Origin of the sequence: Streptomyces sp. 7-21, assembly GCF_016741785.1 — a bacterium.
GTDB lineage: Bacteria > Actinomycetota > Actinomycetes > Streptomycetales > Streptomycetaceae > Streptomyces.
On record NZ_JAERRL010000001.1, the window covers coordinates 280643 to 306798 of the forward strand.

Annotated in this window: 29 protein-coding genes; 18 read left to right on the forward strand and 11 right to left on the reverse strand. The window is 72.5% G+C overall.

The features are described 5' to 3' along the window. Positions 1-109 precede the first annotated feature (109 nt). From JK356_RS01350 to JK356_RS01395, 10 genes are all read left to right on the forward strand, one after another. Positions 110-535 (forward strand): hypothetical protein, encoded by a 426-nt coding sequence (locus JK356_RS01350; protein ID WP_201865572.1) that lies wholly within the window; start codon positions 110-112, stop codon positions 533-535. 228 nt (positions 536-763) lie between these two features. Continuing rightward, on the forward strand, positions 764-1573 hold the full coding sequence (gene atpB / locus JK356_RS01355; protein ID WP_201865573.1) for a F0F1 ATP synthase subunit A: 810 nt from the start codon (positions 764-766) through the stop codon (positions 1571-1573). A 62-nt stretch (positions 1574-1635) separates the two neighbouring features. Next, positions 1636-1869, forward strand: coding sequence for an ATP synthase F0 subunit C (atpE, locus tag JK356_RS01360; RefSeq protein ID WP_201865574.1), 234 nt, complete (start codon positions 1636-1638; stop codon positions 1867-1869). Positions 1870-1915: 46 nt separating this feature from the next. Beyond that, positions 1916-2485, forward strand: a complete 570-nt coding sequence (locus JK356_RS01365) for a F0F1 ATP synthase subunit B (protein WP_201865575.1) — start codon at positions 1916-1918, stop codon at positions 2483-2485. Positions 2486-2529: 44 nt separating this feature from the next. Next, positions 2530-3354 carry a F0F1 ATP synthase subunit delta gene (locus JK356_RS01370; RefSeq protein WP_201865576.1) on the forward strand — a complete coding sequence of 275 codons (825 nt, stop codon included), beginning with the start codon at positions 2530-2532 and terminating at the stop codon, positions 3352-3354. Between the two features lie 120 nt (positions 3355-3474). Further along, on the forward strand, positions 3475-5046 hold the full coding sequence (atpA, locus tag JK356_RS01375) for a F0F1 ATP synthase subunit alpha (protein ID WP_201865577.1): 1572 nt from the start codon (positions 3475-3477) through the stop codon (positions 5044-5046). Positions 5047-5049: 3 nt separating this feature from the next. After that, the gene (locus tag JK356_RS01380; RefSeq protein ID WP_201865578.1) at positions 5050-5976 is read left to right on the forward strand and encodes a F0F1 ATP synthase subunit gamma; all 927 of its coding nucleotides are present in this window, start codon (positions 5050-5052) and stop codon (positions 5974-5976) included. Between the two features lie 5 nt (positions 5977-5981). Next, on the forward strand, positions 5982-7436 hold the full coding sequence (atpD, locus tag JK356_RS01385; RefSeq protein ID WP_201865579.1) for a F0F1 ATP synthase subunit beta: 1455 nt from the start codon (positions 5982-5984) through the stop codon (positions 7434-7436). A 120-nt stretch (positions 7437-7556) separates the two neighbouring features. Continuing rightward, complete coding sequence (locus tag JK356_RS01390) at positions 7557-7940, forward strand: F0F1 ATP synthase subunit epsilon (RefSeq protein ID WP_201865580.1); 384 nt, start codon at positions 7557-7559, stop codon at positions 7938-7940. Between the two features lie 93 nt (positions 7941-8033). Then, positions 8034-8483: a DUF2550 domain-containing protein gene (locus JK356_RS01395; RefSeq protein ID WP_201865581.1), complete on the forward strand. Its 450-nt coding sequence runs from the start codon at positions 8034-8036 to the stop codon at positions 8481-8483. Here JK356_RS01395 and JK356_RS01400 read toward each other — a convergent pair whose 3' ends face one another. Beyond that, positions 8484-9422 (reverse strand): LysR family transcriptional regulator, encoded by a 939-nt coding sequence (locus tag JK356_RS01400; protein ID WP_201865582.1) that lies wholly within the window; start codon positions 9420-9422, stop codon positions 8484-8486. A 93-nt stretch (positions 9423-9515) separates the two neighbouring features. Here JK356_RS01400 and JK356_RS01405 point away from each other — a divergent pair, with 93 nt between their 5' ends. Continuing rightward, complete coding sequence (locus JK356_RS01405; RefSeq protein ID WP_374100581.1) at positions 9516-10067, forward strand: sugar O-acetyltransferase; 552 nt, start codon at positions 9516-9518, stop codon at positions 10065-10067. 33 nt (positions 10068-10100) lie between these two features. Here JK356_RS01405 and JK356_RS01410 read toward each other — a convergent pair whose 3' ends face one another. Then, positions 10101-10793 (reverse strand): response regulator transcription factor, encoded by a 693-nt coding sequence (locus tag JK356_RS01410; protein WP_201865583.1) that lies wholly within the window; start codon positions 10791-10793, stop codon positions 10101-10103. After that, positions 10790-12013, reverse strand: coding sequence for a sensor histidine kinase (locus JK356_RS01415; protein ID WP_201865584.1), 1224 nt, complete (start codon positions 12011-12013; stop codon positions 10790-10792). Before JK356_RS01415 ends, JK356_RS01410 begins: the two co-directional genes overlap by 4 nt. Before the next feature lie 182 nt (positions 12014-12195). On the opposite strand from JK356_RS01415, the gene JK356_RS01420 reads away from it, so the two are divergent. Further along, the gene (locus JK356_RS01420; RefSeq protein ID WP_201865585.1) at positions 12196-12816 is read left to right on the forward strand and encodes a hypothetical protein; all 621 of its coding nucleotides are present in this window, start codon (positions 12196-12198) and stop codon (positions 12814-12816) included. 19 nt (positions 12817-12835) lie between these two features. Here JK356_RS01420 and JK356_RS01425 read toward each other — a convergent pair whose 3' ends face one another. Genes JK356_RS01425 through JK356_RS01435 form a run of 3 tightly spaced genes read right to left on the reverse strand, consistent with a single transcriptional unit; the run spans position 12836 to position 15067 of the window. Continuing rightward, positions 12836-13408: a cob(I)yrinic acid a,c-diamide adenosyltransferase gene (locus tag JK356_RS01425; protein WP_201865586.1), complete on the reverse strand. Its 573-nt coding sequence runs from the start codon at positions 13406-13408 to the stop codon at positions 12836-12838. A 54-nt stretch (positions 13409-13462) separates the two neighbouring features. Continuing rightward, positions 13463-14227 carry an ABC transporter permease gene (locus JK356_RS01430; protein WP_201865587.1) on the reverse strand — a complete coding sequence of 255 codons (765 nt, stop codon included), beginning with the start codon at positions 14225-14227 and terminating at the stop codon, positions 13463-13465. Between the two features lie 54 nt (positions 14228-14281). Continuing rightward, positions 14282-15067, reverse strand: coding sequence for an ABC transporter ATP-binding protein (locus tag JK356_RS01435; protein WP_201865588.1), 786 nt, complete (start codon positions 15065-15067; stop codon positions 14282-14284). Between the two features lie 83 nt (positions 15068-15150). On the opposite strand from JK356_RS01435, the gene JK356_RS01440 reads away from it, so the two are divergent. From JK356_RS01440 to JK356_RS01455, 4 genes are all read left to right on the forward strand, one after another. After that, a complete protein-coding gene (locus JK356_RS01440) occupies positions 15151-15798 on the forward strand; it encodes a TetR/AcrR family transcriptional regulator (protein ID WP_201865589.1) in 648 nt (215 codons plus the stop codon). 239 nt (positions 15799-16037) lie between these two features. Further along, positions 16038-16886 carry a 3-hydroxyacyl-CoA dehydrogenase family protein gene (locus JK356_RS01445; RefSeq protein WP_201865590.1) on the forward strand — a complete coding sequence of 283 codons (849 nt, stop codon included), beginning with the start codon at positions 16038-16040 and terminating at the stop codon, positions 16884-16886. Positions 16887-17035: 149 nt separating this feature from the next. Next, entirely contained in the window at positions 17036-17332 is a 297-nt protein-coding gene (locus JK356_RS01450; RefSeq protein WP_201865591.1) for an STAS domain-containing protein, read from the forward strand. Positions 17333-17438: 106 nt separating this feature from the next. Then, positions 17439-19832 carry an ATP-binding protein gene (locus tag JK356_RS01455; RefSeq protein ID WP_201865592.1) on the forward strand — a complete coding sequence of 798 codons (2394 nt, stop codon included), beginning with the start codon at positions 17439-17441 and terminating at the stop codon, positions 19830-19832. Positions 19833-19861: 29 nt separating this feature from the next. Here JK356_RS01455 and nucS read toward each other — a convergent pair whose 3' ends face one another. Then, positions 19862-20554, reverse strand: a complete 693-nt coding sequence (gene nucS / locus JK356_RS01460; RefSeq protein WP_201865593.1) for an endonuclease NucS — start codon at positions 20552-20554, stop codon at positions 19862-19864. A 243-nt stretch (positions 20555-20797) separates the two neighbouring features. Between nucS and JK356_RS01465 the strand changes: the two genes are divergently transcribed. Further along, a complete protein-coding gene (locus JK356_RS01465) occupies positions 20798-21187 on the forward strand; it encodes an SCO5389 family protein (RefSeq protein ID WP_201865594.1) in 390 nt (129 codons plus the stop codon). Here JK356_RS01465 and JK356_RS01470 read toward each other — a convergent pair. Next, the gene (locus JK356_RS01470; protein WP_201865725.1) at positions 21156-22328 is read right to left on the reverse strand and encodes an LLM class flavin-dependent oxidoreductase; all 1173 of its coding nucleotides are present in this window, start codon (positions 22326-22328) and stop codon (positions 21156-21158) included. The genes JK356_RS01465 and JK356_RS01470 overlap by 32 nt on opposite strands. A gap of 366 nt (positions 22329-22694) precedes the next feature. Between JK356_RS01470 and JK356_RS01475 the strand changes: the two genes are divergently transcribed. Continuing rightward, positions 22695-23012: an ATP/GTP-binding protein gene (locus tag JK356_RS01475; protein ID WP_201865595.1), complete on the forward strand. Its 318-nt coding sequence runs from the start codon at positions 22695-22697 to the stop codon at positions 23010-23012. 118 nt (positions 23013-23130) lie between these two features. Here JK356_RS01475 and JK356_RS01480 read toward each other — a convergent pair whose 3' ends face one another. The 3 genes from JK356_RS01480 to JK356_RS01490 all read right to left on the reverse strand — a co-directional run bounded on the left by JK356_RS01480 (position 23131) and on the right by JK356_RS01490 (position 26153). Next, positions 23131-24153 (reverse strand): ABC transporter permease, encoded by a 1023-nt coding sequence (locus JK356_RS01480; RefSeq protein ID WP_236670541.1) that lies wholly within the window; start codon positions 24151-24153, stop codon positions 23131-23133. After that, positions 24150-25250 carry an ABC transporter ATP-binding protein gene (locus JK356_RS01485; RefSeq protein WP_201865596.1) on the reverse strand — a complete coding sequence of 367 codons (1101 nt, stop codon included), beginning with the start codon at positions 25248-25250 and terminating at the stop codon, positions 24150-24152. The genes JK356_RS01480 and JK356_RS01485 overlap by 4 nt, the downstream gene beginning before the upstream one ends. Before the next feature lie 144 nt (positions 25251-25394). Further along, positions 25395-26153: an ABC transporter permease gene (locus JK356_RS01490; RefSeq protein WP_201865727.1), complete on the reverse strand. Its 759-nt coding sequence runs from the start codon at positions 26151-26153 to the stop codon at positions 25395-25397. Between the last annotated feature and the right edge of the window lie 3 nt (positions 26154-26156).

A 26156-nucleotide genomic window follows, 5' to 3' on the forward strand; every position in this document is an offset into this window, starting at 1 on the left:
TCATCAAATAGTTTGTGATAGCGTTCACGAGTCGGCGCCCACGCTCGGGGCGCCAGCGATTTCGCTCGTCAACGACGACAGTCCCCAAAGCCGCCGGAGAGCACATCACATGCAGTCCAACGACGCCCGGATCATCCGCGGCGCCGCGATTCCCACTGCCGTGGCCGGTGCGCTCGCCGTCGTCGCCGGCGCGGTGACGGCGGGGGCGGACGGCGCGGTCGGAGCGGGGCTTGGCGTGCTGGTCGCCGCCGCCTTCTTCGGTTTCGGCCTGCTCACCCTCAGCTACGTGGGCAAGCGCTGGCCCGACCTGTTCTTCGGCGCGGCTTTCGTCATCTACACGACGCAGATGGGCCTGTTGCTGCTCCTGCTTCTGATGCTGCGGGACGCCTCGTTCCTGCACGGGCGAGCCTTCGCCGTGGGCGTGGTCGTGGGCACGGCAGCCTGGCTGGGCGGCCAGGCCCGCATGCACATGACGCTGAAGACCCCGTACGTCGAGCCGCGCTCCTCGGCCGCCGCCCGGGGCGGCTCGTCATGAACCGGTCCCGCCTGGCTGCTCATGGCCCGGGGGCCGGTATACGGAACGTCGCGGCGGGCTGCTATCGTCCGTCGCCGGGAGCCGCTGACCTCGGTCCCGCGCGCCTAGCGCGCCGCTTGCGACGACCGGTTCTTCTCCCGCCCACCCAGTCCAGTGCCGTTCCGTGGCGGCCCGCCACGCCGACACACGAGGTTGCCGTATCCATGCGTCACGCCGAGGGAGCACACGGTGAATAGCGACCAGACGCTCGCCTTCGAGACCGACTGCCATCTGTTCCAGGACTGCGGCTTCCCCGCCCCGTCTGAGTGGTCGTTCATCTTCGAGCCGCTCTTCACCATCGGCTCCTTCGAGTTCAACAAGCCGATGGCACTGGTGCTCCTCAGCACGCTGGTGGTCATCGGTTTCTTCTGGAAGGCGTTCGCCAACCCCAAGGTGGTGCCGGGCAAGTTCCAGCTCCTCGCCGAGGTGCTGTACGACTTCGTGCGCCGGGGCATCGCCCGGGAGACGATCGGCAAGAAGGCCGAGCCTTATGTGCCGCTGCTCGTCTCACTGTTCTTCTTTGTCTGGATTATGAATCTCTGGGCGGTCATTCCGTTCGCCCAGTTCCCCGCGACCTCGGTCATCGCCTACCCCGCCGCGCTGGTGCTGATCGTGTGGGTCACCTACATGACCCTCACGTTCAAGAACAACGGTTTCGTCGGCGGCCTGCGGAACCTGTGCGTCCCCAGCGGACTGCCCAAGGGCATCTACGTCATCCTGACGCCCATCGAGTTCGTCTCGAACGTCTTCCTGCGGCCGCTGACCCTGACCGTCCGGCTCTTCGCCAACATGTTCGCCGGGCACCTGCTGCTGCTGGTCTTCATCATCGGCACCTGGTACATGCTGGGGTCGGTCGTCGGCACGTTCTACTCGGCGACGTCCCTGATCATGACCCTGCTGCTGACCGTCTTCGAGATGTTCATCCAGGCGCTGCAGGCGTACGTCTTCACCGTGCTGACCGCGACCTACATCTCCCAGGCGCTCGAAGAGGCGCACTGACCGACAAGACTTCCGGTGGCCAACCCCCACCGGGCCCACCATAGAGAAGGATCGAAACGGACATGTCCAACGCTCTCGACACCCTCGCCCAGGTCGAAGGCAACCTCAACACCCTCGGCTTCGGCCTCGCCGCCATCGGCCCCGGTGTCGGCATCGGCATCATCTTCGGTAACGGCGTCCAGGCCATCGCCCGCCAGCCCGAGGCCGCCGGCCTCATCCGCCAGAACATGCTGCTCGGCTTCGCCGTGGTCGAGGCCCTGGCGCTGATGGGCTTCGTGCTGGCGTTCGCCATCTGACGCCCGCAGCGACGGCAGCGACGCCACTACGGACGGGAGTCCCACCATGCTGAATCACCTGGCGGCGGAAGAGCCCCAGAACCCCGTGCTGCCGGTGGTGCCGGAAATCGTCATCGGCCTGATCTGCTTCGGCGTCATCTTCTTCGTCTTCTACAAGAAGCTCGTCCCGTCTATTAACAAGGCGCTGGAGGAGCGGCGGCAGGCCATCGAAGGCGGCATGGAGAAGGCCGAGGCGGCGCAGGCCGAGGCGCGGCAGACCCTGGAGAGCTACAAGGAGCAGCTCGCCGAGGCCCGCCACGAGGCGGCCCGCATGCGCCAGGAGGCGCAGGAGCAGGGCGCCGCCCTCATCGCTGAGATGCGTGAGGAGGGCCAGCGGCAGCGTGAGGAGATCATCGCCGCCGGCCACGCGCAGATCGCGGCCGACCGCAAGCAGGCCGCCGAGCTGCTGCGGCAGGACGTCGGCAGGCTGGCCATCGAGCTGGCCGGGCGGCTGGTCGGGGAGTCCCTGGAGGACCACGCCCGGCAGAGCCGCACCATCGACCGTTTCCTCGACGAGCTGGAGGCAAAGGCCCAGGCCGCTTCCGCCTCGTCGTCGGAATCCGAGGCCCGGGCATGACCCGTGACCTGGGCAACGGCGAGCGGAAAGGAGCGTGACCGCACGTGATCGGCGCAAGCCGTGAGGCGCTGGACGCGGCGCGCGAGCGCCTGAACGCGCTGACGGACAACACCAGCGTGGACGCGGCCGTCCTGGCCGAGGAGCTGGCGGCCGTCACCGCGCTGCTCGACCGCGAGGTCGCGCTCCGGCGGGTGCTCACCGACCCGGCGCAGCCGGGCGAGGCCAAGGCCGAGCTGGTCGGCCGGCTGCTGGGCGGCAGGGTCGGCGGCGAGACCACCGACCTGGTCTCCGGCATGGTCCGTTCCCGGTGGTCCGCCGCCCGGGACCTGGTCGACGCGATCGAGGAGCTGGCGGACACCGCCGACCTCATCGCCGCGGACCGGGACGGCACGCTGGAGGCGGTGGAGGACGAGCTGTTCCGCTTCGGGCGGACCGTCGCCACGTCGGCCGAGCTGCGCGGGGCGCTGACCCTCCGGGACGACAGCGACCAGGCCAGGGCCGCCAAGACCGCCCTGGTGCGGGAGCTGCTCGAGGGCAAGGCGCACGCCACCACGGTGCGGCTTGTGACCCGCCTCGTGGAACAGCCGCGAGGCCGTAGCCTTGAGGGTGGCATCGACGCACTGTGCACGCTGGCCGCGGCCCGGCGGGACCGGTCCGTCGCCGTCGTCACCACCGCGGTGCCGCTCAGCGACACCCAGCGGGAGCGGCTCGGCGCGGCGCTGGCACGGCTCTACGGCCGCGAGATCCAGCTGAACTGCGACGTGGACCCGGCGGTGCTCGGCGGGGTCTCGGTGCGGATCGGCGACGAGGTCATCCACGGCACCATCGCCGACCGCCTCGACGAGGTGAACCGGCGGATGGCCGGCTGACGGTCCGGCGCGGCCGCGCCCTGTAACCAGGGCGCTTACCAACTCAACATGCACGAAGCGGCCCGAGTTGGGCCGTAGTGGACGAACTTACGGGCCCAACAAGGAGAGCAGGGAACCCAGATGGCGGAGCTCACGATCCGGCCGGATGAGATCCGGGACGCACTGGAGAACTTCGTCCAGTCGTACACGCCGGACGCGGCCTCGCGGGAAGAGGTCGGGACGGTCAGCGTTGCCGGTGACGGCATCGCGAAGGTCGAGGGGCTGCCCTCGGCGATGGCGAACGAACTGCTGGAGTTCGAGGACGGCACCCTCGGCCTCGCCCTCAACCTCGAGGAGCGGGAGATCGGCGTCGTCATCCTCGGCGAGTTCAGCGGCATCGAGGAGGGCCAGTCGGTCCGCCGCACCGGCGAGGTGCTGTCCGTCGGCGTCGGCGACGGCTACCTGGGCCGCGTCGTCGACCCGCTGGGCAACCCGGTCGACGGCCTCGGCGAGATCAAGACCGAGGGCCGCCGCGCCCTGGAGCTCCAGGCTCCCACCGTCATGCAGCGCAAGTCGGTGCATGAGCCGATGGAGACCGGCTACAAGGCCGTGGACACGATGACCCCCATCGGCCGCGGCCAGCGCCAGCTGATCATCGGTGACCGGCAGACGGGCAAGACGGCCCTCGCGGTCGACACGATCATCAACCAGCGTGACAACTGGCGCTCCGGCGACCCGGCCCGCCAGGTCCGCTGCATCTACGTGGCGATCGGCCAGAAGGGCTCCACGATCGCCAGCGTCCGCAGCGCGCTGGAGGAGTCCGGCGCCCTGGAGTACACGACGATCGTCGCCGCCCCGGCGTCCGACCCGGCCGGCTTCAAGTACATCGCGCCCTACGCCGGCTCGGCCATCGGCCAGCACTGGATGTACGGCGGCAAGCACGTGCTGATCGTCTTCGACGACCTGTCGAAGCAGGCCGACGCCTACCGCGCTGTCTCGCTGCTGCTGCGCCGCCCGCCGGGCCGTGAGGCCTACCCGGGTGACGTCTTCTACCTGCACTCCCGCCTGCTGGAGCGCTGCGCGAAGCTGTCGGACGACATGGGCGGCGGCTCGATGACCGGTCTGCCGATCGTCGAGACGAAGGCCAACGACGTCTCGGCGTTCATCCCGACCAACGTCATCTCCATCACCGACGGCCAGTGCTTCCTGGAGTCCGACCTGTTCAACGCCGGGCAGCGGCCGGCGCTGAACGTCGGTATCTCCGTCTCCCGCGTCGGTGGCTCCGCCCAGCACAAGGCGATCCGGCAGATCACCGGTTCGCTGCGCGTGGACCTCGCCCAGTTCCGTGAGCTGGAGGCGTTCGCCGCCTTCGGTTCCGACCTGGACGCGGCCTCCAAGGCGGCCCTGGAGCGCGGTCGCCGCGTGACCGAGCTGATCAAGCAGGACCAGTACAACCCGTACCCCACCGAGCACCAGGTGGTCTCGATCTGGGCGGGCACCAACGGCCTGATGGACGACGTTCCGGTCGAGGACATCCGCCGCTTCGAGCGGGAGATGCTCGACTACCTCGGCCGGGAGCACAAGGACCTGCTGACCTCGATCCGCGAGGGCGGCAAGATGTCCGACGAGACCATCGAGGCCATCCGCAGCGCGGTGACCGAGTTCAAGAAGCAGTTCGAGACCTCGGACGGCAAGCTGCTGGGCGAGGGCTGATCCATGGGCTCCCAGCTCCGTGAGTACAAGCGCCGCATCAAGTCGGTCGGCGCGATCAAGAAGATGACCAAGGCGATGGAGATGATCGCGGCTTCGCGCATCATCAAGGCGCAGCGGCAGGTCAACGCCTCCACGCCCTACGCCACCGCGCTGACGGACGCGGTGACGGCCGTGGCGCACGGCACCGACGTCAAGCACCCGCTGACGACGGAGGCCGAGCGGCCGCGCCGCGCCGCCGTCCTGGTGCTCACCAGCGACCGCGGGCAGGCGGGTGCGTACTCCGCCAACGCCATCAAGGCGGGGGAGCACCTGATCAGCCAGCTCGTCAGCGAGGGCAAGGAGGTCGACACCTACGTCGTCGGCCGCAAGGGCGTGTCGTACTTCTCCTTCCGCGAGCGCCCCGTCGTCGAGTCCTGGACGGGCTTCACCGACAACCCGCAGTACGCGGACGCCAAGCGGGTGGCGGCGCCGCTGATCGAGGCGGTCGGGCGTGACAGCGCCGACGGCGGCGTCGACGAGCTGCACATCGCCTTCACACAGTTCGTGTCGATGATGACGCAGACGCCGGTGGAGCAGCGGATGCTGCCGCTCACCTTCGACAAGTCGGCGAAGGAGTCGGCGGAGGTCTTCCAGCGTGGTGAGCAGCCGCACGCGCTGTACGAGTTCGAGCCGTCGGCGGAGCAGGTGCTCGACGCCCTGCTGCCGCGGTACGTCGAGAGCCGTATCTACAACGCGCTGCTCCAGGCCGCCGCGTCCGAGCACGCTGCCCGCCGCCGCGCCATGAAGTCGGCGACGGACAACGCCGAGGAGCTCATCAAGTCGCTGACGCGGCTTGCCAACCAGGCCCGCCAGGCCGATATCACCCAGGAAATCAGCGAGATCGTCGGTGGCGCCAACGCCTTGGCCGACGCGACCGCCGGGAGTGACTGACAACCATGACTACTGCTGCTGAGGCGGCCACCACCAAGGCTCCTGCGACTGGCCGCGTCGCTACCGTGAGGGGCCCGGTCGTCGACGTGGAGTTTCCCGTCGACGCGATGCCTGACATCTACAACGCACTGACGGTGGAGGTCGCCGACCCCGCCGTCAAGGGGCAGACCAGGACGCTGACGCTGGAGGTCGCGCAGCACCTCGGCGACGGCCTGGTGCGCACCATCTGCCTGGGCCCGAACGACGGCCTGGTCCGCCAGGCCCCGGTGACGGACACCGGCAAGGGCATCACCGTGCCGGTCGGTGACGTCACCAAGGGCCGGGTGTTCGACACCCTGGGCCGCATCCTGAACGAGCCGGAGGCCGAGGCCGAGGTCACCGAGCGGTGGGAGATCCACCGCAAGGCCCCCGCCTTCGACCAGCTCGAGTCGAAGACCGAGATGTTCGAGACCGGTCTGAAGGTCATCGACCTGCTGACCCCCTACGTCAAGGGCGGCAAGATCGGTCTGTTCGGCGGCGCGGGCGTCGGCAAGACCGTGCTCATCCAGGAAATGATCATGCGTGTGGCCAAGCTGCACGAGGGCGTTTCCGTCTTCGCGGGCGTGGGCGAGCGCACCCGCGAGGGCAACGACCTGATCGTCGAGATGGAGGAGTCCGGCGTTCTGCCGCAGACCGCGCTGGTCTTCGGGCAGATGGACGAGCCCCCGGGCACCCGTCTGCGCGTCGCCCTGGCCGGCCTGACGATGGCGGAGTACTTCCGCGACGTGCAGAAGCAGGACGTGCTGTTCTTTATCGACAACATCTTCCGCTTCACGCAGGCCGGCTCCGAGGTGTCCACGCTGCTGGGCCGCATGCCCTCGGCCGTGGGTTACCAGCCGAACCTCGCCGACGAGATGGGCGTGCTCCAGGAGCGCATCACCTCCACGCGCGGCCACTCCATCACCTCGATGCAGGCGATCTACGTCCCGGCGGACGACCTGACGGACCCGGCGCCGGCGACCACCTTCGCCCACCTGGACGCCACCACGGTGCTCTCCCGGCCCATCTCCGAAAAGGGCATCTACCCGGCGGTGGACCCGCTGGACTCGACGTCGCGCATCCTGGACCCGCGGTACATCTCGAAGGAGCACTACGAGTGCGCCTCCCGGGTCAAGGGGATCCTGCAGAAGTACAAGGACCTCCAGGACATCATCGCGATTCTCGGTATCGACGAGCTGAGCGAAGAGGACAAGCTCACCGTCCACCGTGCCCGCCGGATCGAGCGCTTCCTGTCGCAGAACACCCACGCGGCGAAGCAGTTCACCGGCCTCGACGGCTCGGACGTGCCGCTCGACGAGTCGATCGCCGCGTTCAACGCGATCGCCGACGGGGAGTTCGACCACTACCCCGAGCAGGCGTTCTTCATGTGCGGTGGCCTGGACGACCTGAAGGCCAAGGCCAAGAAGCTGGGCGTCTCCTGACGCGCACCGGGGGCCGGGGCGCGGCTGCCCGCGTCCCGGCCCCCGCCCGCGAGTACCGCGCCGGTACCCACTATCCTTCGACCGAGAATCCAGGGGTTACCCAGGGGATGAGGAGCCATCGTGGCTGAGCTGCACGTCGAGTTGGTCGCCGCCGACCGGCAGGTCTGGTCCGGTAAGGCCAGCCTGGTCGTGGCGCGTATCACCACGGGCGACATCGGCATCATGCCCGGCCACCAGCCGGTGCTCAGCGTGCTGGAGTCGGGGCCTGTGACCATCCGGACCACGGGCGAGAGCGGGGAAGGCACGGTCATCGCGGCTGTGCACGGCGGCTTCCTGTCCTACACGGACGGTAAGCTGACGCTGCTCGCCGAGGTCGCCGAGCTGGCCGAGGAGATCGACGTGGAGCGTGCCCAGCGCGCCCTGGAACAGGCGAAAGCCGCCTCAGACACGGCCGCCGAACGGCGTGCCGAGGTGCGCCTCGGCGCCGTCACGGCGGGCAGCTGACACCGCGCCCCCGGGCCTGCAAGGCCCGGGGGCGTTTTCTGCACTATCGCAGGGGACATACCGGAGCAGGACGAGGCGAGGAGGTCGAACGGAATGGTCCTCGCCTTTCTTGCCGCGGCAGGAGCCGTGCTGGGGCTGCTGGTGCTCGGCCTGTTCGGCTTCGGCGTGCGCCGCCGGGTGATCCAGCGCTCGGGCGGCACCTTCGACTGCAGCGCCCGGTTCCGGCCGCCGCGCGCGGGCCAGTCGCCCGGCAAGAACTGGCTGTACGGGGTGGCCCGGTACAACGGGGACCACGTCGAGTGGTTCCGTGTCTTCTCCTACTCCCCGCGCCCGCGGCAGACGCTCCAGCGCGACCGCATCCAGGTCCGCGACCGGCGCCGCCCGCACGGCGATGAGGAGCTGGCGCTGCTGCCCGGCGCGGTGGTCCTCAGCTGCCGCCACGACTCGCACGACATCGAGCTGGCGATGAGCGAGGACGCGCTGACCGGGTTCCTCGCCTGGCTGGAGGCGGCCCCGCCCGGCCAGCGCGTCAACGTCGCCTAGTCACCGCACCACCCAGCCGGGTACCCACACCCCGCCCTCGTCCGCCTCGGGCCGTGGCCGCGCGGCGCGCAGGCAGGCACGCAGCGCGGCGAGCACCGGGTGCGGGTCCCCGGCCCGGGAGAGCAGGACGTGCGGGTAGACCGGGGCCGGCTCCCGCAGCGGGATGCGCCGCAGGTCGTGGGAGTGCGGCCACAGGTACCGGTCGCCGCTGCCGACGAGGGTGGCCAGCGCGCCGGAGTCGGCGAGCGCGTCCATCAGGGCCTCGTCGCCGAAGCTGGGGCCGAGCGCGTCGATGCTCAGGCCGAAGTCGTGCGACAGCGCCTCGTAGAAGGCCGCCCATTCCGTGCCCGGCCTGATGCCGGGGATCCAGATCCGGTGGCCGGCCAGGTCCGCGGGCCGCACCCAGCTGGCGTCCGCCAGCGGGTGGCGGGGGCCGACGAGCAGCTCCAGGGGCGTGTCCAGGAGCCGTTCGGCGCGCAGCCCGGCCGGCACCTGCGCGGCCGCCAGGGCCCGGAACGAGGCGTCGAGGGCGCCTTCCCGCACGGCGCGCGCCGCCTGTGCGGCGTTCTCGCCGTCCAGGGTGACCGCGTCCAGGGCGGTGCCGGGATGGTCGCGGTAGAACCGGTAGACCGCCTGGGCGGGGGCGATGCGGGGGTTGAGGACGTCCACGCGCAGCGGGCGCTGGCCGGGGCGCACGGCCCGCTCGGCCCGCTCGACGGCGGCCAGGACCTGCCGGGCGTGCGGCAGGAAGACCTGCCCGTCCAGCCGCAGCCGGGAGCCGCGGGGGGTGCGTGCCAGCAGGGTGACCCCCAGGTGCCGCTCCAGGCGTGCGAGGCGCTTGGAGACCGCCTGCTGGCTGATGCCGAGTTCGTCGGCGGCGGCCTGGAACTGGCCGGTCTCGGCCACGGCCACGAAGGTGCGCAGGGCGTCGACATCCACGGCGGTTCACCCTAGTGCCACAACCAGCGGTTGTGGCAGGGCGGCAGGGAGCGTTGTTTGCTCGCCCGTCCGGCGGGGTGCTGGGATCGGCGCATGTCTACCCGCACCGACGAGATCATGTATGTGCACAGCACCGAGTTCACGCGCCACGCGGAACGGATCAGGGAGGTGACCGACGCGACCTCCCGGCTGAACGTGCTGCCGTTCAGCGACAGCGAGGCCCGCGCGGAACTCCTGTCCGTTGTATTCGGCGGCCCGCTGCCGGACTCGGTGACGATCTATCCGCCGTTCTACACCGAGTACGGGCTCAACACGACGTTCGGAAAGAACGTCTTCGTCAACCAGGGCTGCACGTTCATGGACCGGGGCGGGATCCGCATCGGCGACGGCGTCATGATCGGGCCCCGGGTCAGTCTCATCACCGGCGGGCACCCGCTGCCGCTGGCCGAGCGCCGCGAGTACCTCTCCTTCGCGCCGGTCGTCCTTGAGGACGACGTGTGGATCGGAGCGTGCGCCGTGGTCACCCAGGGCGTGACCATCGGGGCGGGCTCGGTCGTCGCCGCCGGTGCGGTGGTCACCCATGACGTGCCGCCCGGGACCATGGTCGCGGGGGTGCCCGCCCGGGTGGTCAAGCCCACCGGCTGAGCCGCGGCCCCGGCCAGTCCCCGCCGTCCCCGCTCAGTCCCCGCCCAGCGACCACTCCTGGGCGAGCACGGCGGCCTGGACCCGGCTGCGCAGCTCCAGCTTGTGCAGCACCCGGCTGACGTGGGACTTCACGGTGGCCTCCGCCATGTCGAGGCGGGCGGCGATCTCGGCGTTGGACCTGCCCGCGGCCAGCTCCGCCAGCACCTCCCGCTCGCGCGGCGTCAGCAGCGCCAGCCGCTCCGCTGCCGCGCCGGTCCCGCCCCCCGCCGCTCCCGCCGCCGCGGCGGGGCGCGGGGCCGGGCCGCCGCTCCGGGCGAACTCCGCGATCAGGCGGCGGGTGACGGCCGGGGCGATGATGCCGTCGCCGCGCGCCACCGTGCGGACGGCCTCGATGAGGGTGGCGGCGTCGCTGTCCTTGAGCAGGAAGCCGGCGGCACCGGCGCGCAGCGCGCCGAAGACGTAGGCGTCGAAGTCGAACGTCGTCAGCACCAGGACGTCCGCCAGGCCCTCGCCGGTGATGGTCCCGGTGGCCGTGATGCCGTCGAGCCGCGGCATCCGCACGTCCATGACCACGACGTCCGGCCGGAGCGCGCGGGCGCGCGCCACGGCCTCCTCGCCGTCCGCCGCCTCGCCTGCCACCTCGATGCCGGGGGCGCTGCGGAGTATGAGGACGAGCCCCTGGCGGACGGCCGCCTGGTCCTCGGCCACGAGTACGCGGATGGTCACTGCTGTGCTGTTCCTTCCGTGGTGGGGAGTTCGGCCCGCACCCGCCAGCAGCCGTCCGCCGGGCCGGCCTCGAAGGAGCCGCCGAGGAGGGCGACGCGTTCCCGCATGCCGGTGACGCCCGCGCGGGCGCCGGGGGCGCGCGGGCCCGCCGCGCGCCGCGCGTCGAGAGGGCTGGTGACGGTGATGGCGAGCGCGGCCTCGTGCTGCCGCAGCTCGACGGTGACCTCGCCGGGGGAGGCGTGCTTGACGGCGTTGGTCAGCGACTCCTGGACGATGCGGTAGGCGGCGAGCTCGATCGGGGCGGGCGGCTTGGGGGCGTCGCCGCGCTCGTCGCGCAGGGTGAAGGTGAGCTGGCTGGCGGCGCCGCTCTGTTCCGCGCGCCGCACCAGGGCGTCCACCCCGTCGAGGCTGGGCGCGGACTCGGGGACCTCCTGGTCCTCGCCGCTCTCGCGCAGCAGCCCGATCAGGCGGCGCATCTCGGCGAGGCCCTGGGTGCTGTTCTCGCGGATGACGGTCAGCGCGGTCCGGGTGGCGTCCTCGTCCCCCGGACCGCCGTCCGTGCCCTCGCCGGCGGCGGCGCGGTCGTGCAGGGAGAGGGCGGCGGTGGAGTGGATCGCGATGGCGGTCAGGTGCCCGGCGATGACATCGTGGAGCTCGCGGGCCATGCGGGAGCGCTCGGCGGTCACGGCCTGGACCCGGTCCATCTCGGCGAGCAGCGCGGTCTGCTCGGCGCGCAGCCGCTCGGCCGCAGCGGCCTCCCGGTGGTCGCGGACGATGACCGCGGTGCCGGCGGGGACGACGGTGATGCCCGCGCAGAGGGCACCGAGGATCAGCCCTTCCGGCTGCCGGGTCGCCGCGAGGAAAGCCACGGTCGCGCCGACCGTGGTGACCACGCTGAGCACCAGCACGTTCCGGGAGGCGCGGGCGCCGCCGTAGAGGACGGCGGCGTAGACCACGTCGGTGAACATCACGACCACCGCCAGCAGACCGCCGGTGAGCGTGTCCGCGACGAGCGCGGGCACGGCCACGCACAGGGCCAGCACCGGTGCCGACCGCCGCATCAGTTCGGCCGCGCACATCGCGGCCAGCCCCAGCAGCACCCAGCGCGGATCGCCGTGGGGGCGGAAGGTATACAGGTCCAGCGCCAGGCCGAGCAGTCCGCCCGCGAGTCCGGCCACGGCGATCCAGACGTCGTGGCGGTGAGGGCGGAGAAGGCGCATGGTCCCATCTCAGCATGTGCCGGGCGCTGTCCGGTTCCCCCGCGGGGGCACGGCGGCTCCGCCGAAGGATGCAGGCGGCCGCGGGGCTGAATCGTCCTGGGCGACGACGACCGGGGCGGGCAGGGCAGGCACGCTGAAGGGCGGGCCGGAGAGCTCGCAGGAGCCTGGAGGAGGAGACCGGGATGATTCTGGCGCTGATCGCGGCCGCCGAGATCGGCTTCTGGGTGCTGCTGGCGGCTGGCCTGGCCGTGCGGTACCTGCTGCGCCGGCGGCGGGCCAGCACGGTGCTGCTGGCGTGCGTGCCGCTGGTCGACGTGCTGCTGCTGGCGGCGACCGCGCTGGACCTGCGGAACGGCGCCGAGCCGTCGTTCGGGCACGGCCTGGCGGCGCTGTACCTGGGGTTCACCGTGGCCTACGGGCACTACATGATCCGGTGGGCGGACGGGCACGCCGCGCACCGGCTGGACGGGGCGCCCCGGCCGCCGAAGCCGCCCCGGTACGGCAAGGCGCGGGCGCGGCACGAGTGGCGGCTGTGGCTGATGACGCTGGTGGCCGTGGCGCTGGCGCTGGCCGTGCTGGAGGCGATGGCCGCCATCGTCGGTGACGCGGACCAGGCGGCGCCGCTGCGCGGCTGGCAGGACACGGCGGTGAAGGCGCTGGTCATCCACGGCATCGTGGCGCTGACGTACACGATCTGGCCGAAGAAGCCACCGGCGCAGCCGGCACAGCCGGCGGAACCGGCGGTGCCGGAGGCGTCCCGGCCCGCCGCGGCGGCGGGCCGGGAGGATCCGCCCGCGGCCTGACGCGCGGGCGGTCAGGGGGTCAGCGGTTCTCGCCCGGGACCCACAGCACGTCGCCGCGCTCGGCGTTGGCGGTCCTGGCGAGGATGAACAGCAGGTCGGACAGGCGGTTGAGGTACGTGGCCGTCAGGGCGTTCATGGTCTCGCCGTGTACCTCCAGCGCCGCCCACGTCGAGCGCTCCGCCCGCCGCACCACGGTGCACGCCTGGTGGAGCAGGGCGGCGCCGGGCGTGCCGCCGGGCAGGATGAAGCTGCGCAGCTTCTCCAGGCCAGCGAGGAAGCGGTCACAGTCCGCTTCCAGCCGGTCGATGTAGCTCTGCTCGACGCGCAGCGGCGGCACCGCCGGGTTCTCGGTGACCGGGGTGCTCAGGTCGGCGCCGACGTCGAACAGGTCGTTCTGCACGCGGACGAGGACGGCGCTGACGTCCTCGGGCAGGTTGCCGAGGGCCAGCGCCGTCCCGATGACCGCGTTCGCCTCGTTGGTGTCGGCGTACGCGGCGATGCGCAGGTCGGTCTTGGCGGTGCGGCTGTTGTCGCCGAGCGCCGTCGTGCCGTCGTCTCCGGTCCGCGTGTAGATCCGCGTCAGGTTCACCATGGCAGCGAGGCTACTCCCGCGCCCGCCGCCCGCACCGCGGGTGAGGACCGGCCGTCAGGCGCCGGCCCTGCGGAACAGCCGGGTGCCGAGGAAGAGGGAGATCAGGGCGAACACGCCGGCCACGGCGGCGCCGACGGCGAGGTCGCCGTCACCGTACTCGCCGACGAAGGCGGCGCGGACGGCGTCGACGATGTAGCGGAACGGCACGAAGTGGGAGATCGTGTCCAGCCAGGCCGGGGCCAGCGCCATGGGCAGCAGCACGCCGGAGAGCAGCATCGCCGGCAGGTTCAGGGAATTGATGACCGGCGCGAACTCCTGCATGGTCTCCACGCGCATCGCGAAGGCGTAGGACAGGGAGGCCAGGGAGATGGCGAGCACGGCGACGAACAGGAAGCCGATCAGCACGCCCACCACCGGCGCGCGCAGGCCGAAGGCGTAGCCGAGCAGCACCAGGATCGCCGACTGCACCACCAGCTGGACGACGTCCCGCAGCACCCTGCCGAGGAGGAGGGCGAGGCGGCTGACGGGCGTGACCCGCATCCGCTCGATGACGCCCTGCTGCTTTTCCATGATGAGGCCGAAGCCCACGAACGCGGCGCTGAACAGCCCGAGCTGCACGAGCAGTCCGGGCACCAGGACCTGCCAGGAGTCGCCGGAGTCGCTCAGCCGGATGTCCTCCAGCAGCGGGCCGAAGAAGACCAGGAAGAGGGTGGGCTGGAGCAGCCCGAAGATGACGCCGACCTTGGACCGGAGCGTCTGCCGCATGTAGCGGCCGAAGATCAGCCCGGTGTCGGAGAGGGTGGTGGACAGGGAAGACATGGTGTGCGGAGAGATCCGTTCCGTGGTGAGGGCCGTGGTGAGGGGGCCTGAAGGTCAGACGGCGACGGGCTCGGCCTCGTGCTGCTTGGGGCCGTGTCCGGTGATGGCGATGAACGTGTCCTGCAGCGAGGCGTGGGGGGAGCCGCAGTAGCGCATCTTCAGGTCCTGCGGTGTTCCCTCGGCGACGATCCGGCCGCCGTCGACGATGATCAGCCGGTCGGCGAGCGCGTCCGCCTCGTCGAGGTAGTGCGTCGTCAGGAACACGGTCGTGCCCTGCTCGGCGCGGACGCGGCGGACCAGGTCCCACACGTCGGCCCGGCTGCCCGGGTCGAGGCCGGTGGTGGGCTCGTCGAGGAAGAGGATCGACGGCCGGTGGGTGAGCGCCATGGCGATGTCCAGGCGCCGCCGCTGGCCGCCGGACAGCTCGGAGCACTTGCGGTCGAGCAGCTCGACGAGGTCGAGGTCCCGCGCCAGCTGCTCGGTGCGGCGCCGGGCCTGGGACTTGGACAGCCGGTACAGGCGGCCCTGGAGGGTGAGTTCGTCGCGGACGGTCTCTTCCGGGGAGACGCCGCCGGACTGGGCGACGTAGCCGATGCGCTGGCGTACGGCCTCCGGCTCGCGGGCCAGGTCGTGGCCGGCGACCATCGCGGTGCCACGGGACGGGGGCAGCAGGGTGGTCAGCATGCGCAGGGTGGTGCTCTTGCCCGCGCCGTTGGGGCCGAGGAAGCCGAGCGTCTCCCCTTGCTCGACGGACATGGTGATGCCGCGTACCGCTTCGACGGTCCCGTGCTTGGTCTCGAAGGTGCGGGCGAGCCCGCTGGTGGACAGGATCGGAGCCATGCACCCTACACAACAAGAGCTGACCCCAAAAATGCAATGGGTCCAAGTTTTCAGTTTGATCAACTCTGGTTAGAGTGAAGAGTATGGCTGGTCTGAGAGAACGGAAGAAGCGTCGGACCAGGCAGTTCATCTCCGACGTCGCCACGGCCCTGTTCATGGAACGAGGCTTCGACGACGTCACCGTCGCCGAGATCGCGGAGGCCGCCGACGTCTCCGTCAACACCGTCTACAACTACTTCGCCTCCAAGGAGGACCTCTTCTTCGACCGGGAAGAGGAGACGGTGGACTACCCCTCCCGCTGCGTGCGCGAGCGTGCCCCCGGGGTGTCCGCCGCCGAGGCGCTGTTCGCGGCGCTGCGACGGGACATCGAGGAACGCAACGCCCGCTCCGGGCTGGCCGAGGGCTTCGACCGCTTCGTGCACGTCGCGCAGTCCTCCCCGACGCTGCGGGACCGCCTGGTGCGCATGCAGTACGAGATCGGCAAGCGCCTGACCGAGACGATGCGCGAGGTCTCCGGCGCCGCGCCGGGCGACCACGTGCCGGAGATGGTCGCCATGCAGCTCGTCGCCGTCAACAGCACGGTCTTCAGCACCGTCGTGGAGGGGCTGCGCAGCGGCATGGCGGTTGACGACATCGCCGCCCTCGCGCTCGGGAAACTGGACGCCGCCGAGCAGCTGCTGAGCCCGCGGGTGCGCGACTACGCGCGCCGTCCGCTCGCCGCCTCGGCGTGACGCGTGTCTCTTTACCCGCGACCCGCCCACCGCGCCGGGCCGACGAGGACTAGGGTCCGTCCTCACAGGGAACACCGTTCACGGCGCGCCCGGCCCGGCGGGAAGCCGCGGGCGGGACGGTGCCCGCCTTCGCCGCCGCGGCGGCCGCGGTGCCCCCTGTGAGGACGGACCCTTAAAGTGTTCGCCCCGGGCGGGCCCGCCCGGAGCAGGACCCCGGCATGGATCAAGGGAGATCACACGTGGCCAGGAAGCTTGCCGTCATCGGGGCCGGACTGATGGGGTCCGGCATCGCGCAGGTCGCCGCCCAGGCGGGCTGGGAGGTCGTGCTGCGCGATCTGACGGACGAGGCGCTGGCGCGCGGCAGGGCCGCCATCGAGTCGTCCTGCTCCCGCTTCGTGGCGAAGGGCACCATGACCCAGGCCGACGCGGAGGCAACGTTGTCCCGCGTCACCACCACGACCGACCTCGGCGCCGCGGCCGGGGCCGAGATCGTCGTGGAGGCCGTCTACGAGGACGCCGACGTCAAGCGCGACCTGTTCCGCGCGCTCGAGGACATCGTCAGCGACACCACCGTGCTGGCCTCCAACACCTCGGCCATCCCGCTGACCAAGCTGGCCGCGGCCACCCGCCGCCCCGAACGCGTCGTCGGCACGCACTTCTTCTCGCCGGTGCCGGTGATGCGGCTGTGCGAGCTGGTGCGGGGCCACAAGACCAGCGACGAAACGCTCGCCGCCGCCCGGGAGTTCGCCGAGTCCACCGGCAAGACCTGCGTGGTCGTCAACCGGGACGTCGCCGGTTTCGTCACCACCCGGCTCATCTCGGCGCTCGTGGTCGAGGCCGTGCGGCTGTACGAGTCGGGCGTCGCCAGCGCCGAGGACATCGATACGGCCTGCCGCCTCGGCTTCGGGCACGCCATGGGCCCGCTGGCCACGGCCGACCTCACCGGCATCGACGTGCTGCTGAAGGCCACGGAGAACATCTACGCCGAGTGCCGGGACGAGAAGTTCTCCCCGCCCGAACTCATGCGGCGCATGGTGGACGCCGGGGACATCGGCCGCAAGAGCGGCCAGGGCTTCTACCCCTACTGAAGGGCCGCGGCCCCGGCCCGGCGCCGGTCCGCCGCCGGGCCGGGGGCCCGTTGCCGCGCGCGTGCCCCGCGCGCACGGCGGCCACGCCCACCGCCGTCAGCCGTCACGGGCTGAGCCCAGCCATACGGACAACCAGGAGCGGAGCACCTATGCACATCACGGGCGACCACGCCGAGCTGGTCGTCGTCGGCGGGTGCCTCGACGTCCGCAGCGCAGCGGACGTCCGGGCCGTCTTGCACGAGGCGGTGGACGCGGGGGAGGGGGACCTCGTGCTCGATCTGCGAGGGCTCGACTCGTGGGACGCCACCGGGCTCGGCGTCCTCATGGGCGCGCACCGCCGCGCGGGCCGCTGCGGCCGCAGACTCGTGCTGCGCGACGTTCCGCCGCGCATGCACCGGGTGCTCGTCGCCACCCGGCTTCACAGAATCCTCACGATCGCCCCGTAACCGCCCGCCTCCCCCACGCACGCGGGCCGAGGGAGAGTACCGTTGCTCCGGCCAGGCGGTGCCGCGGCACCGAGCCGTTCACGTCTCGAGACAACGGACCGAGGACATGGATCCCAACTTCCCGGCGCCTCACGCCCAGGGCGATGACGGCCCCCGCCGGGCCGTCGAGCTGGTGGCGGGCGACTTCCTGCTCACCGTCAATCCCGTGGACGGCAGTGAGATCGAGCCCTGCCCTCCCGGCCGCCGTCCCGGCGTCACCCGCCGGCCGCCCGTCCGGCCCGGCCAGGACGAGCGGGCCGCCGACGAACCGCTGCTGCTGGAGCGCCAGGAGGTCATCCAGCGGCTCACCCGGCTCCTCGCACGCGGCCGTTCAGTACGGCTCGTCGCCGCGCCGAGCACCGGGCGCACGACCGTGCTGGACGAGGTCGCGCGCGCCACGGCCGACCTGGCCCCCGACGGCGTGGTGCGCCTGAGCGGGCGGCAGCGCACCGCCGACGACCTGCTCCACGCCCTGTACGCCGCCACCCACCACTCCCCGGGCTACCGTCCGGCCGGCCGGGAGCTGGCCGCCGCGCTGCGTGAGGTCGGCGCCGTCGTCGTGGTCGACGACCTGGAGACCGGCGGCGAGGCGCTCGACGGCCTGCTGGACGCCACCCCCGAGTGCGCCTTCCTCTTCGCCGTGTCCCCCGGGGTGCCCGCCCCCGCCACGGCCGGACGGGTCGAGGAGCTGACCCTCACCGGGCTCAGCCGCACCGCCTGCCTCGACCTGCTGGAGAGCGCGGCCGGGCGCCCGCTCACCACGGCCGAGACCGACTGGGCGGGCGACCTGTGGCTCGCCAGCCAGGGCCTGCCGCCGCGGTTCCTCCAGGCCGCCGCCCTGCTGCGGCAGCGCGATGCCCAGGGAGTGTCCGGGGCCGAGGGACCGCCGCTGCCGGACGCCGCCTCGGTGGTGCCGCGCCTGGCGGCCGGGCTGCCGGGCCCGGCCCAGGAGATCCTGCGCTACGCCGTGGCCCTCGGCGGCGAGATGCCGGGCCCCGACCACCTCGCCGCGCTCACCGGCAGCGCCGAGGCGGCCGCGCACCTGGCCGACCTGAGCGACGCCGGGCTGCTCGCGGGATCCGGCCCGGGCCAGCGGCTGGCGGACGGGGTCGCCGCCACCCTGGCGCGGGCGGGGTACGCCGAGGGCGCGGACGGCCGCATCCGCACCGCGTGCGCCTACTACGCGCGCTGGCTCTCCGAGCCGTCCGCCGCGCCGGCCGCCGCGTACGACGAGGCGCTCGCGCTGCTCGCCACCGCGCGCGCCGCCCAGCGCGACGGGCAGGCCGCCGACGCCGTCCGGCTCGCGCGTGCCGCCGCGCCGCTGCTGGCGGCCTCGCCGCTGTGGGGTGCCTGGGAGTGGATGCTGCGCTGCGGCTCCGAGTCCGCCCGGGCCGCGGGCGAGGTCTCGCAGCAGGCGTACTTCCACCACGAGCTGGGCGTGCTGGCGCTCTGCCGCGGCCAGCTCGACCGGGCCCGCACCGAACTGGAAGCGTCCACCGCGCTGCACGGCGTGCTCTCCGACACCGGCGGCACGGTCGTGGACCGCCGCGCGCTGGCGCTGGTCGCCGACCTGGAGCGCCAGGCCGCGCCGACCGGGCCCATGACCGCGCCGGTGCCGGTGCTGCCGGAGACGACGCCGCGGCTGGGCTCGCCCGCCGCCCCGCCGTCGCCCGTGCCGCCCCACGAGCCCGCGGCGCTGGCGGCGGAGGACGAGCCGACCCAGCTCATCGACCGCGGCGCCGGTCACGAGCCCGGCACCCGCGAGGCCGCCGGCCGCGGCCGCCGCAACGCGCTCACCGCCGGGGCGGCGGCGCTGCTTGCCGTCGTCCTCGGCACGGTCGTCACCCTCGGCATGACCTCCGAGGAGGACGAACCGGAGGACGCCAACGACACCGGTCCGGTCGTCACCGACACCCACACCCCCCGCGACGAGCACACGCCCGCCTCGCCCGAGGACACCCCCAGCGACCCGCCGGAGAACTCGCCGGAGGAGGAGTCTGAGGGCCCCGGCGACCCGTCGGCCAGCGAGAGCGACGGCACCGGAGCCGGCTCCAGCGAGCCGGCCGACGAGGAGACCGGCTCCGGCACGCCCGGCACCACCGGACCCGGCTCGCCCAGCGAGACCGGGAGTGACGGCGGCGGTTCCCCGTCGGGGAGCCCGTCCGGCAGCCCGAGCGAGGGCAGCAGCGACGGGGACAGCGACGGCGGCGGTTCCCCGTCGGGGAGCCCGTCCGGCAGCCCGAGCGAGGGCAGCAGCGACGGGGACAGCGACGGCGCCGGTTCCCCGTCCGGGAGCCCGTCCGGCAGCCCGAGCGAGGGCAGCAGCGACGGGGGAAGCGGCGGGGACAGCGACGGCGGCGACCCCGCCGGCGGCACCTCGGAAGGGGCTACGGGGGGAGACCCAGGCGGCACGGTGGAGGGCGGCGAGACCGGCGACGCCACCGGTACCCCCACGCTCTGACCGGCGCCCGGGCAGCGGCTGACCGGCCGTCAGAACAGCCGCAGCTTGTCGTCGTCCGTGCCGCGCAGGGCGTCGTAGTCGAGCGTCACGCAGCGGATGCCCCGGTCCGTCGCCAGCGTCCGCGCCTGCGGCTTGATCTCCTGCGCGGCGAACACCCCCACCACGGGGGCGAGCCGGGGATCGCGGTTGAGCAGCTCCAGGTAGCGGGTGAGCTGCTCGACGCCGTCGATCTCGCCGCGCCGCTTGATCTCGATCGCGACGGTCGTGCCCTCCGCGTCCCTGCCGAGGATGTCGACGGGGCCGATCGCCGTGGGGTACTCGCGCCGGATCAGCGTCCAGCCCTCGCCCAGCGTCTCCATGCGGTCGGCCAGCAGCTCCTGGAGGTGGGCTTCCACACCGTCCTTGATCAGGCCGGGATCGACGCCCAGTTCGTGGCTGGAGTCGTGGAGCACCTCTTCCATGGTGATGATCAGGCGCTCACCCGCCTTGTTGGTCACGGTCCACACGGCGTGCCCCGTGCCGCCGTCCGCACCCTCCGTGGCCGGTTCCTCCTTGAGCGTGCACGGCGGCGACATCCAGTTGAGCGGCTTGTATGCCCGGTCATCGGCGTGGATGGACACGGAGCCGTCGGCCTTGACGAGGATCAGCCGGGGCGCCGAGGGCAGGTGGGCGGTGAGCCGTCCGACGTAGTCAACGGAGCAGCGGGCGATCACGAGACGCATGGTCCGCCACGCTACTGGACCGGCGGGCGCGGGCGCCAAGTGGACGGCGAGGAGGTCGAAATGGGCCGAATCGCCGGATTCGACAATGGCCAGTTATGTGCCCATTCCGCTGACATGCACGCGCCCCGCACCCTACCGTTGGCCAACGAAGCCCGCCGCCTTAGCGGGGTGGCTATCGGCGGTGGCATCCCGAAGGCTCGTCCGCTTGATCCCCTGCGCAAGGGGGTCGTGAGAGGAGATCTCATGTCGCTCGACGTCCCACCAGCGCTGCTCCAGCAGGCGGAGCGAGGCGAGGTCGATGAGGCGGAGTTCATCGACTGTGTCCGGACGTCCCTGCCTTACGCCTGGGACATGATCAGCAATCTCGTCGCCCAGCTCAAGGTGGACGGCGGACCCTTCGCCGACAACACCACGCCCCCGCCGGACGAGCAGGCCCGCGGCCAGCTGCTGCGCGCGCTCGCCAGTGACGCCATCCGCGGCGCGCTCCAGCGTCACTTCGGCGTGCGGCTGGCCTTCCAGAACTGCCACCGGGTGGCCGTCTTCCCGTTCGACGGCCCCCAGGAGACTCTGGAGCAATTCACCTCCGTCCGCAGCCAGATCCTCAACCAGTCGCCGGAGCTGCGCGACTGCTGAAAGGTTCAGCCGCGGCGCCGCCGGGACCGGTGCCCGCTGATGCTGCCGCCCTCCCCGCGTGCCCGGGGAGGAGCGGCAGCACGTCCTCGGCGAGGCGCCGCACGTTCCGCTCCGTGGCCGCCGCGCCTCCCGACCCCTCGACCATGAGCGCGAAGCGGCTGATCCCCGTGCGCGCTGCCGTCCTGGCCAGCCGCTCGGCGCACAGCGCCGGATCGCCCACCGGATGAAGCTCGCTCAGCAGCTCGGTGTAGGCCAGCGGGTCCCGCATCCGGCGCTCCCGGCCGTCCACGGTCTGATGGGCGGCCAGCCCCTGGCGCAGCCAGCCGGGCAGGGCGCCGCGGAGCGTCTGCACCGCCTCGCTGTGGCTGTCGGCCACCTGCGCCACGCCCGCCGAGACGTGCAGCCCCGCCGCCGCCTCGATGCGTTCCTCGCTCAGCCCCGCCTCCCGGGCCGCCGCGCGCCACTGCGCCACCGCCTCCGCCTTCTCGTCGTCGCCGACGTGCATCCCGAGCAGCATCGGCAGGCCGCGCTCGCCCGCCAGCCGCACCGTGCCGGGGGAGGTGCAGGCCACCACGACCGGCGGCGCGGGCAGCCCGGCTCCGCCGCCAGCGCCGGCCCCGTCCCTCCCGCCGTTCCCGTCGTCTGGGGCGGGGGCGGGACGCGGCACCACCGGCACCTCGCGGAAGCGGTACCGCTCGCCGTCCGCCCCCACGCGCGGCTCCCGCAGCCAGCGCAGCAGCAGGTCGAGCGCCTCGGGGAAGCCCTGCTCGTACGCCGCCAGGCCCGTGCCGAAGACCTCCAGGTCCACCCACGGCCCGCCCCGGCCCACGCCGAGCGTGAACCGGCCGGAGGAGAGCACGTGCAGCAGCGCGGCCTGCTCGCCCAGCGCCACGGGATGGGCGGTGGACATCACGCTGACCGCCGTGCCGACGCCGATGCGGCGGGTCTGGCCCAGAAGCAGCGCCGCGAACGTGGCCGCCGACGGGCACACCCCGTACGGCACGAAGTGGTGCTCGGCCAGCCACACCGAGTCCAGCCCGGCCTCCTCGGCCGCCGTCGCCGCGCGCAGCGCCCGCCGCAGCGGCTCGTGCTGCCCCTGGCCGGGGAACTGCCCCGCCAGCAGGAACGCTCCGACGCGCAGCTTCTGGCCGCCCGCTGCCATCCGCCCTCCCTCTCGCCGCCCGCGCGGCATCCGCCCCGTGTCCCACGCGTCCCTGTGGTACGTCCCCGGGAACGCCCCCGCGGAAGCCCGTCGTCAGGTCCGTGCGGACGCGGAAGATGTTTTCTTGTGTAACGCGTGGCACGTGACAAGGGCACGGGACAGCGGCAGTTTTTTCCGATGATCTGGGTCGCGGGGCGCCGCCGGGCGCACGCGGCCGGACGTGCGGGGGCCGCCAGAACGGGCGGAAGCGTGACTAGACTCAGATAAATAGGTTGACAAACCGGCAGGTTCCCCGCCCCTCCCAGCCCCTGATCCCAGTCCCCGATCCCAGTCCCGAGGTGTCCCGTGTCCCCGCGTCGCAACCGCCCCCGCGGCCAGAAGCCGGACCGCCCCGACGCCAGCGCCGCCCGGTACGGCCTGGAACACACCGCTGACTGGCGGGGCGAGCAGTGGGTAGTGCGCGGCATCACCGCCAGCGCGGCCGTCAAGCACTACCGGTGTCCCGGCTGCGACCAGGAGATCCCGCCGCGCGTGCCGCACGTCGTGGCCTGGCCGGCCATGGGGGACGTGGACGAGCGCAGACACTGGCACCGCCCGTGCTGGAACGCCCGGGACCGCCGCTCCGCCCGGCCCCGGCGCTCCGGGCGGCCCACGTGGTACTGACGACCCGGCGGGCCGACCGGGCCGGAACGCCGCCACCGGACCCCGGACCGTGCAGCGCCACGGCAGCGCCCCGGAACCCGCGGGTCCCGGGGCGCTGCCGTGCGGCACGCGGGCGCCGTCAGACGTCCGTAGCCGTCAGCTTGGCGTAGGCGGCGACCAGTGCCGCCACGGTGACGGCGGCCAGCAGTCCCAGCAGCGGCCAGCCGGTGTCCGTGCCGCCCTGGAACGGCAGGCGGTACAGCGAGGCCAGGCCGTTCAGCGGGGAGTACTCGATGAGCGCGTCCCTGAGCCCGGACAGGCTGTCGACCATCATGAACAGCGCGAGCACCAGCGGCAGCAGCACCAGGCCCACCATCGTGGTGATCGCGCCGGCCGAGTGGCGCAGCAGCGCGCCGACGGCCAGGCCCAGCAGGCCGAGCAGCGCGACATACAGCGCCGCGCCCACCGTCGCGCCCAGCCAGTGACCGCTGGAGGCGACCAGCTCGCCGTTCTCGACCGAGTCCTTCATGACCGGATCGTCCCAGTCCTCCGGCGGGACCGTCTGGCCGCTGAGCAGCGACGAGGTGAAGAGCGCGGTGAGGGCGGTCGCGGCCAGCGTCATCGTGAAGGACAGCAGGAAGAAGACCACGGCCTTCGCCAGCAGCACCCGGCCCCGGTGCGGGCAGGCGGTCAGCGTGGTCCGGATCATGCCGGTGCCGTACTCGGAGGTGATCACGAGCACGCCGAGGGTGATGATGCACAGCTGGCCGAGCATCAGGCCGAACAGGCCGCTGGAGAGCAGCGGCATGCCGGTGTAGTCCTCGCCGCTCAGCGCGGCGGCGACCAGCAGGCCGATGCCCACGGTCAGGACGAACATCAGCACGAGCGTCCACATCGTCGAGCGGACCGTGCGGATCTTCGTCCACTCCGACAGCAGCGCGTGCCCGAAGTGGCTGCGCCCGGCACCGGGGACGGCGGTGCCCGGCGCCGGCTGCGCGGACGGGGCCGGCGGCTGGCCCGGGTGCCCCTGCGGCGGCGCGTACTGCTGCTGAGCGGCGTACTGCTGCTGCGGCGGGAGGTGCTGCTGGTGCGGCGGGTACTGCTGCTGCGCGGGCTGCGGCGGCATCTGCGGCGGCATCTGCGGAGTGGGGGGCGTGCTCATCGGGCGTCCTCGGGGCTCGGCATGGCGGTTCCGGGTGCGTGGGCCGGGGCGTGCGGCGGCGCGGCTGGCGGCTGGCCCGGGTGCCCCTGCGGCGGCGTCATGGGCGCCGCCATGGGCGGCTGGCCCGGCACAGGCTGGCCGGGCGGCATGCCCGGCACCGGCGCCGGGCCCGGCTGGCCGGCCGTGGAGCGGTAGTCCACGGCGCCCTGCGTCATGCGCATGTACGCCTCTTCCAGCGACGCCTGGTGCGGCGACAGCTCCCACAGCCGCACGCCCGCCGCGTGCGCCAGGTCGCTGATGCGCGGCAGGTCCAGGCCGGTCACCCGCAACGCGCCGTCCTCCTCCGGCTGCACCTGGCCGCCGGCGCGGGTCAGCTCGCCGACCAGCTTCTCGCGCTGGCCCGGGTCACCGTCGGGGGTACGCACGCGCGCGAAGCCGGTGGAGTTGCGCTCGATGAACTCCCGCACCGGCATGTCCGCCATCAGCTGGCCGCGGCCGATCACGATCAGGTGGTCGGCGGTCTGCGCCATCTCGCTCATCAGGTGGCTGGAGACGAACACCGTCCGCCCCTCTGAGGCCAGCTGCTTCATGAGGTTCCGCACCCACAGGATGCCCTCGGGGTCGAGCCCGTTGACCGGCTCGTCGAACAGCAGCACCTGCGGGTCGCCCAGCAGGGCGGCCGCGATCCCCAGGCGCTGGCCCATGCCGAGCGAGAAGTCCTTGGCGCGCTTGTTTGCGACGTTGGTCAGCCCCACGATGCCGAGGACCTCGTCCACCCGCCGCGACGGGATGCCCGCGAGCTGCGCGAGGCACAGCAGATGCGCCCGCGCGCTGCGCCCGCCGTGTCTGGCGCCCGCGTCCAGCAGCGCGCCCACGTGGCGCGGCGCGTTCGGCAGCTTCCGGTACGGGTAGCCGCTGATGGTCACGGTGCCGCTCGTCGGCGCGTCCAGGCCGAGGATCATGCGCATGGTCGTGGACTTGCCCGCCCCGTTCGGGCCGAGAAAGCCGGTGACTTTGCCTGGCTGCACCTGGAATGACAGGTTGTACACGGCCGTCTGGGAGCCGTAGCTCTTCGTCAGGCCGACTGCCTCGATCATCCGTTCTGCCCCTGGTCGGTGCTTAGGGCGTACTCCGTATGGACTCGAAACCGCCCCCGTTCGGCCTATGACCATAGCGGCTGGCGGCATAGCGGCGGGCGGCGGGCGGCGCGGTGAGGGCCCGCCGCGCGGGCGGGGCCCGCGTCAGGCGTCCCGCTGCCGGAGCACCAGGTAGCCGGCGAGCACGGCGGCGGCCACCCACAGCACCATGATGAGCAGCCCGGTCCACGGCCCGTAGGGGCGGTCCCCGGTCTCCACCACGGCCATGATCCTCGAGCCGGCGACGTCCGGCAGGTAGTCACCGACCCGTTTCGTCGCCTCCACATTGGCCAGGATGCTCGAAATCATGAAGAAGAAGGGGATCAGCACCCCGAACGACAGCATCGCCGAGCGCAGCGTCCACGCCACGCCCATCGCGAAGAGCGCCATCAGCCCCATGTACAGGCCGCCGCCGACGACCGCCCGCGTCACACCCGGCTCGCCCAGCGACGTCCGGTACGGGCCCAGCATGGCCTGGCCGAGGAGGAACGCCAGGAAGCTGGTGGCCATCCCCACCAGCAGCGCCAGCGCCGTCGCCACCAGCAGCTTGGCGGCCATCAGCGTCCCGCGCTGCGGTACCGCTGCCAGTGAGGCCCGGATGGTGCCGGTGCCGTACTCCGTCGACACCACCAGGACGCCGAAGGCGATCATGGCCAGCTGGCCCAGCGAGGTGCCTGCGAAGCTGGTGTACGTCGGGTCGAAGGTGAGCCGGTCCTCGCGGGAGAGGTCGTCGAAGGAGTGCCGGACCAGCCCGCTGATGAGCATGCCGAGCGCCACGGTCACCACCAGGGCCGAGGCCAGCGTCCACACGGTGGACCGCACGGACCGGATCTTCGTCCACTCCGACCGCAGCACCCGCCGCATGCG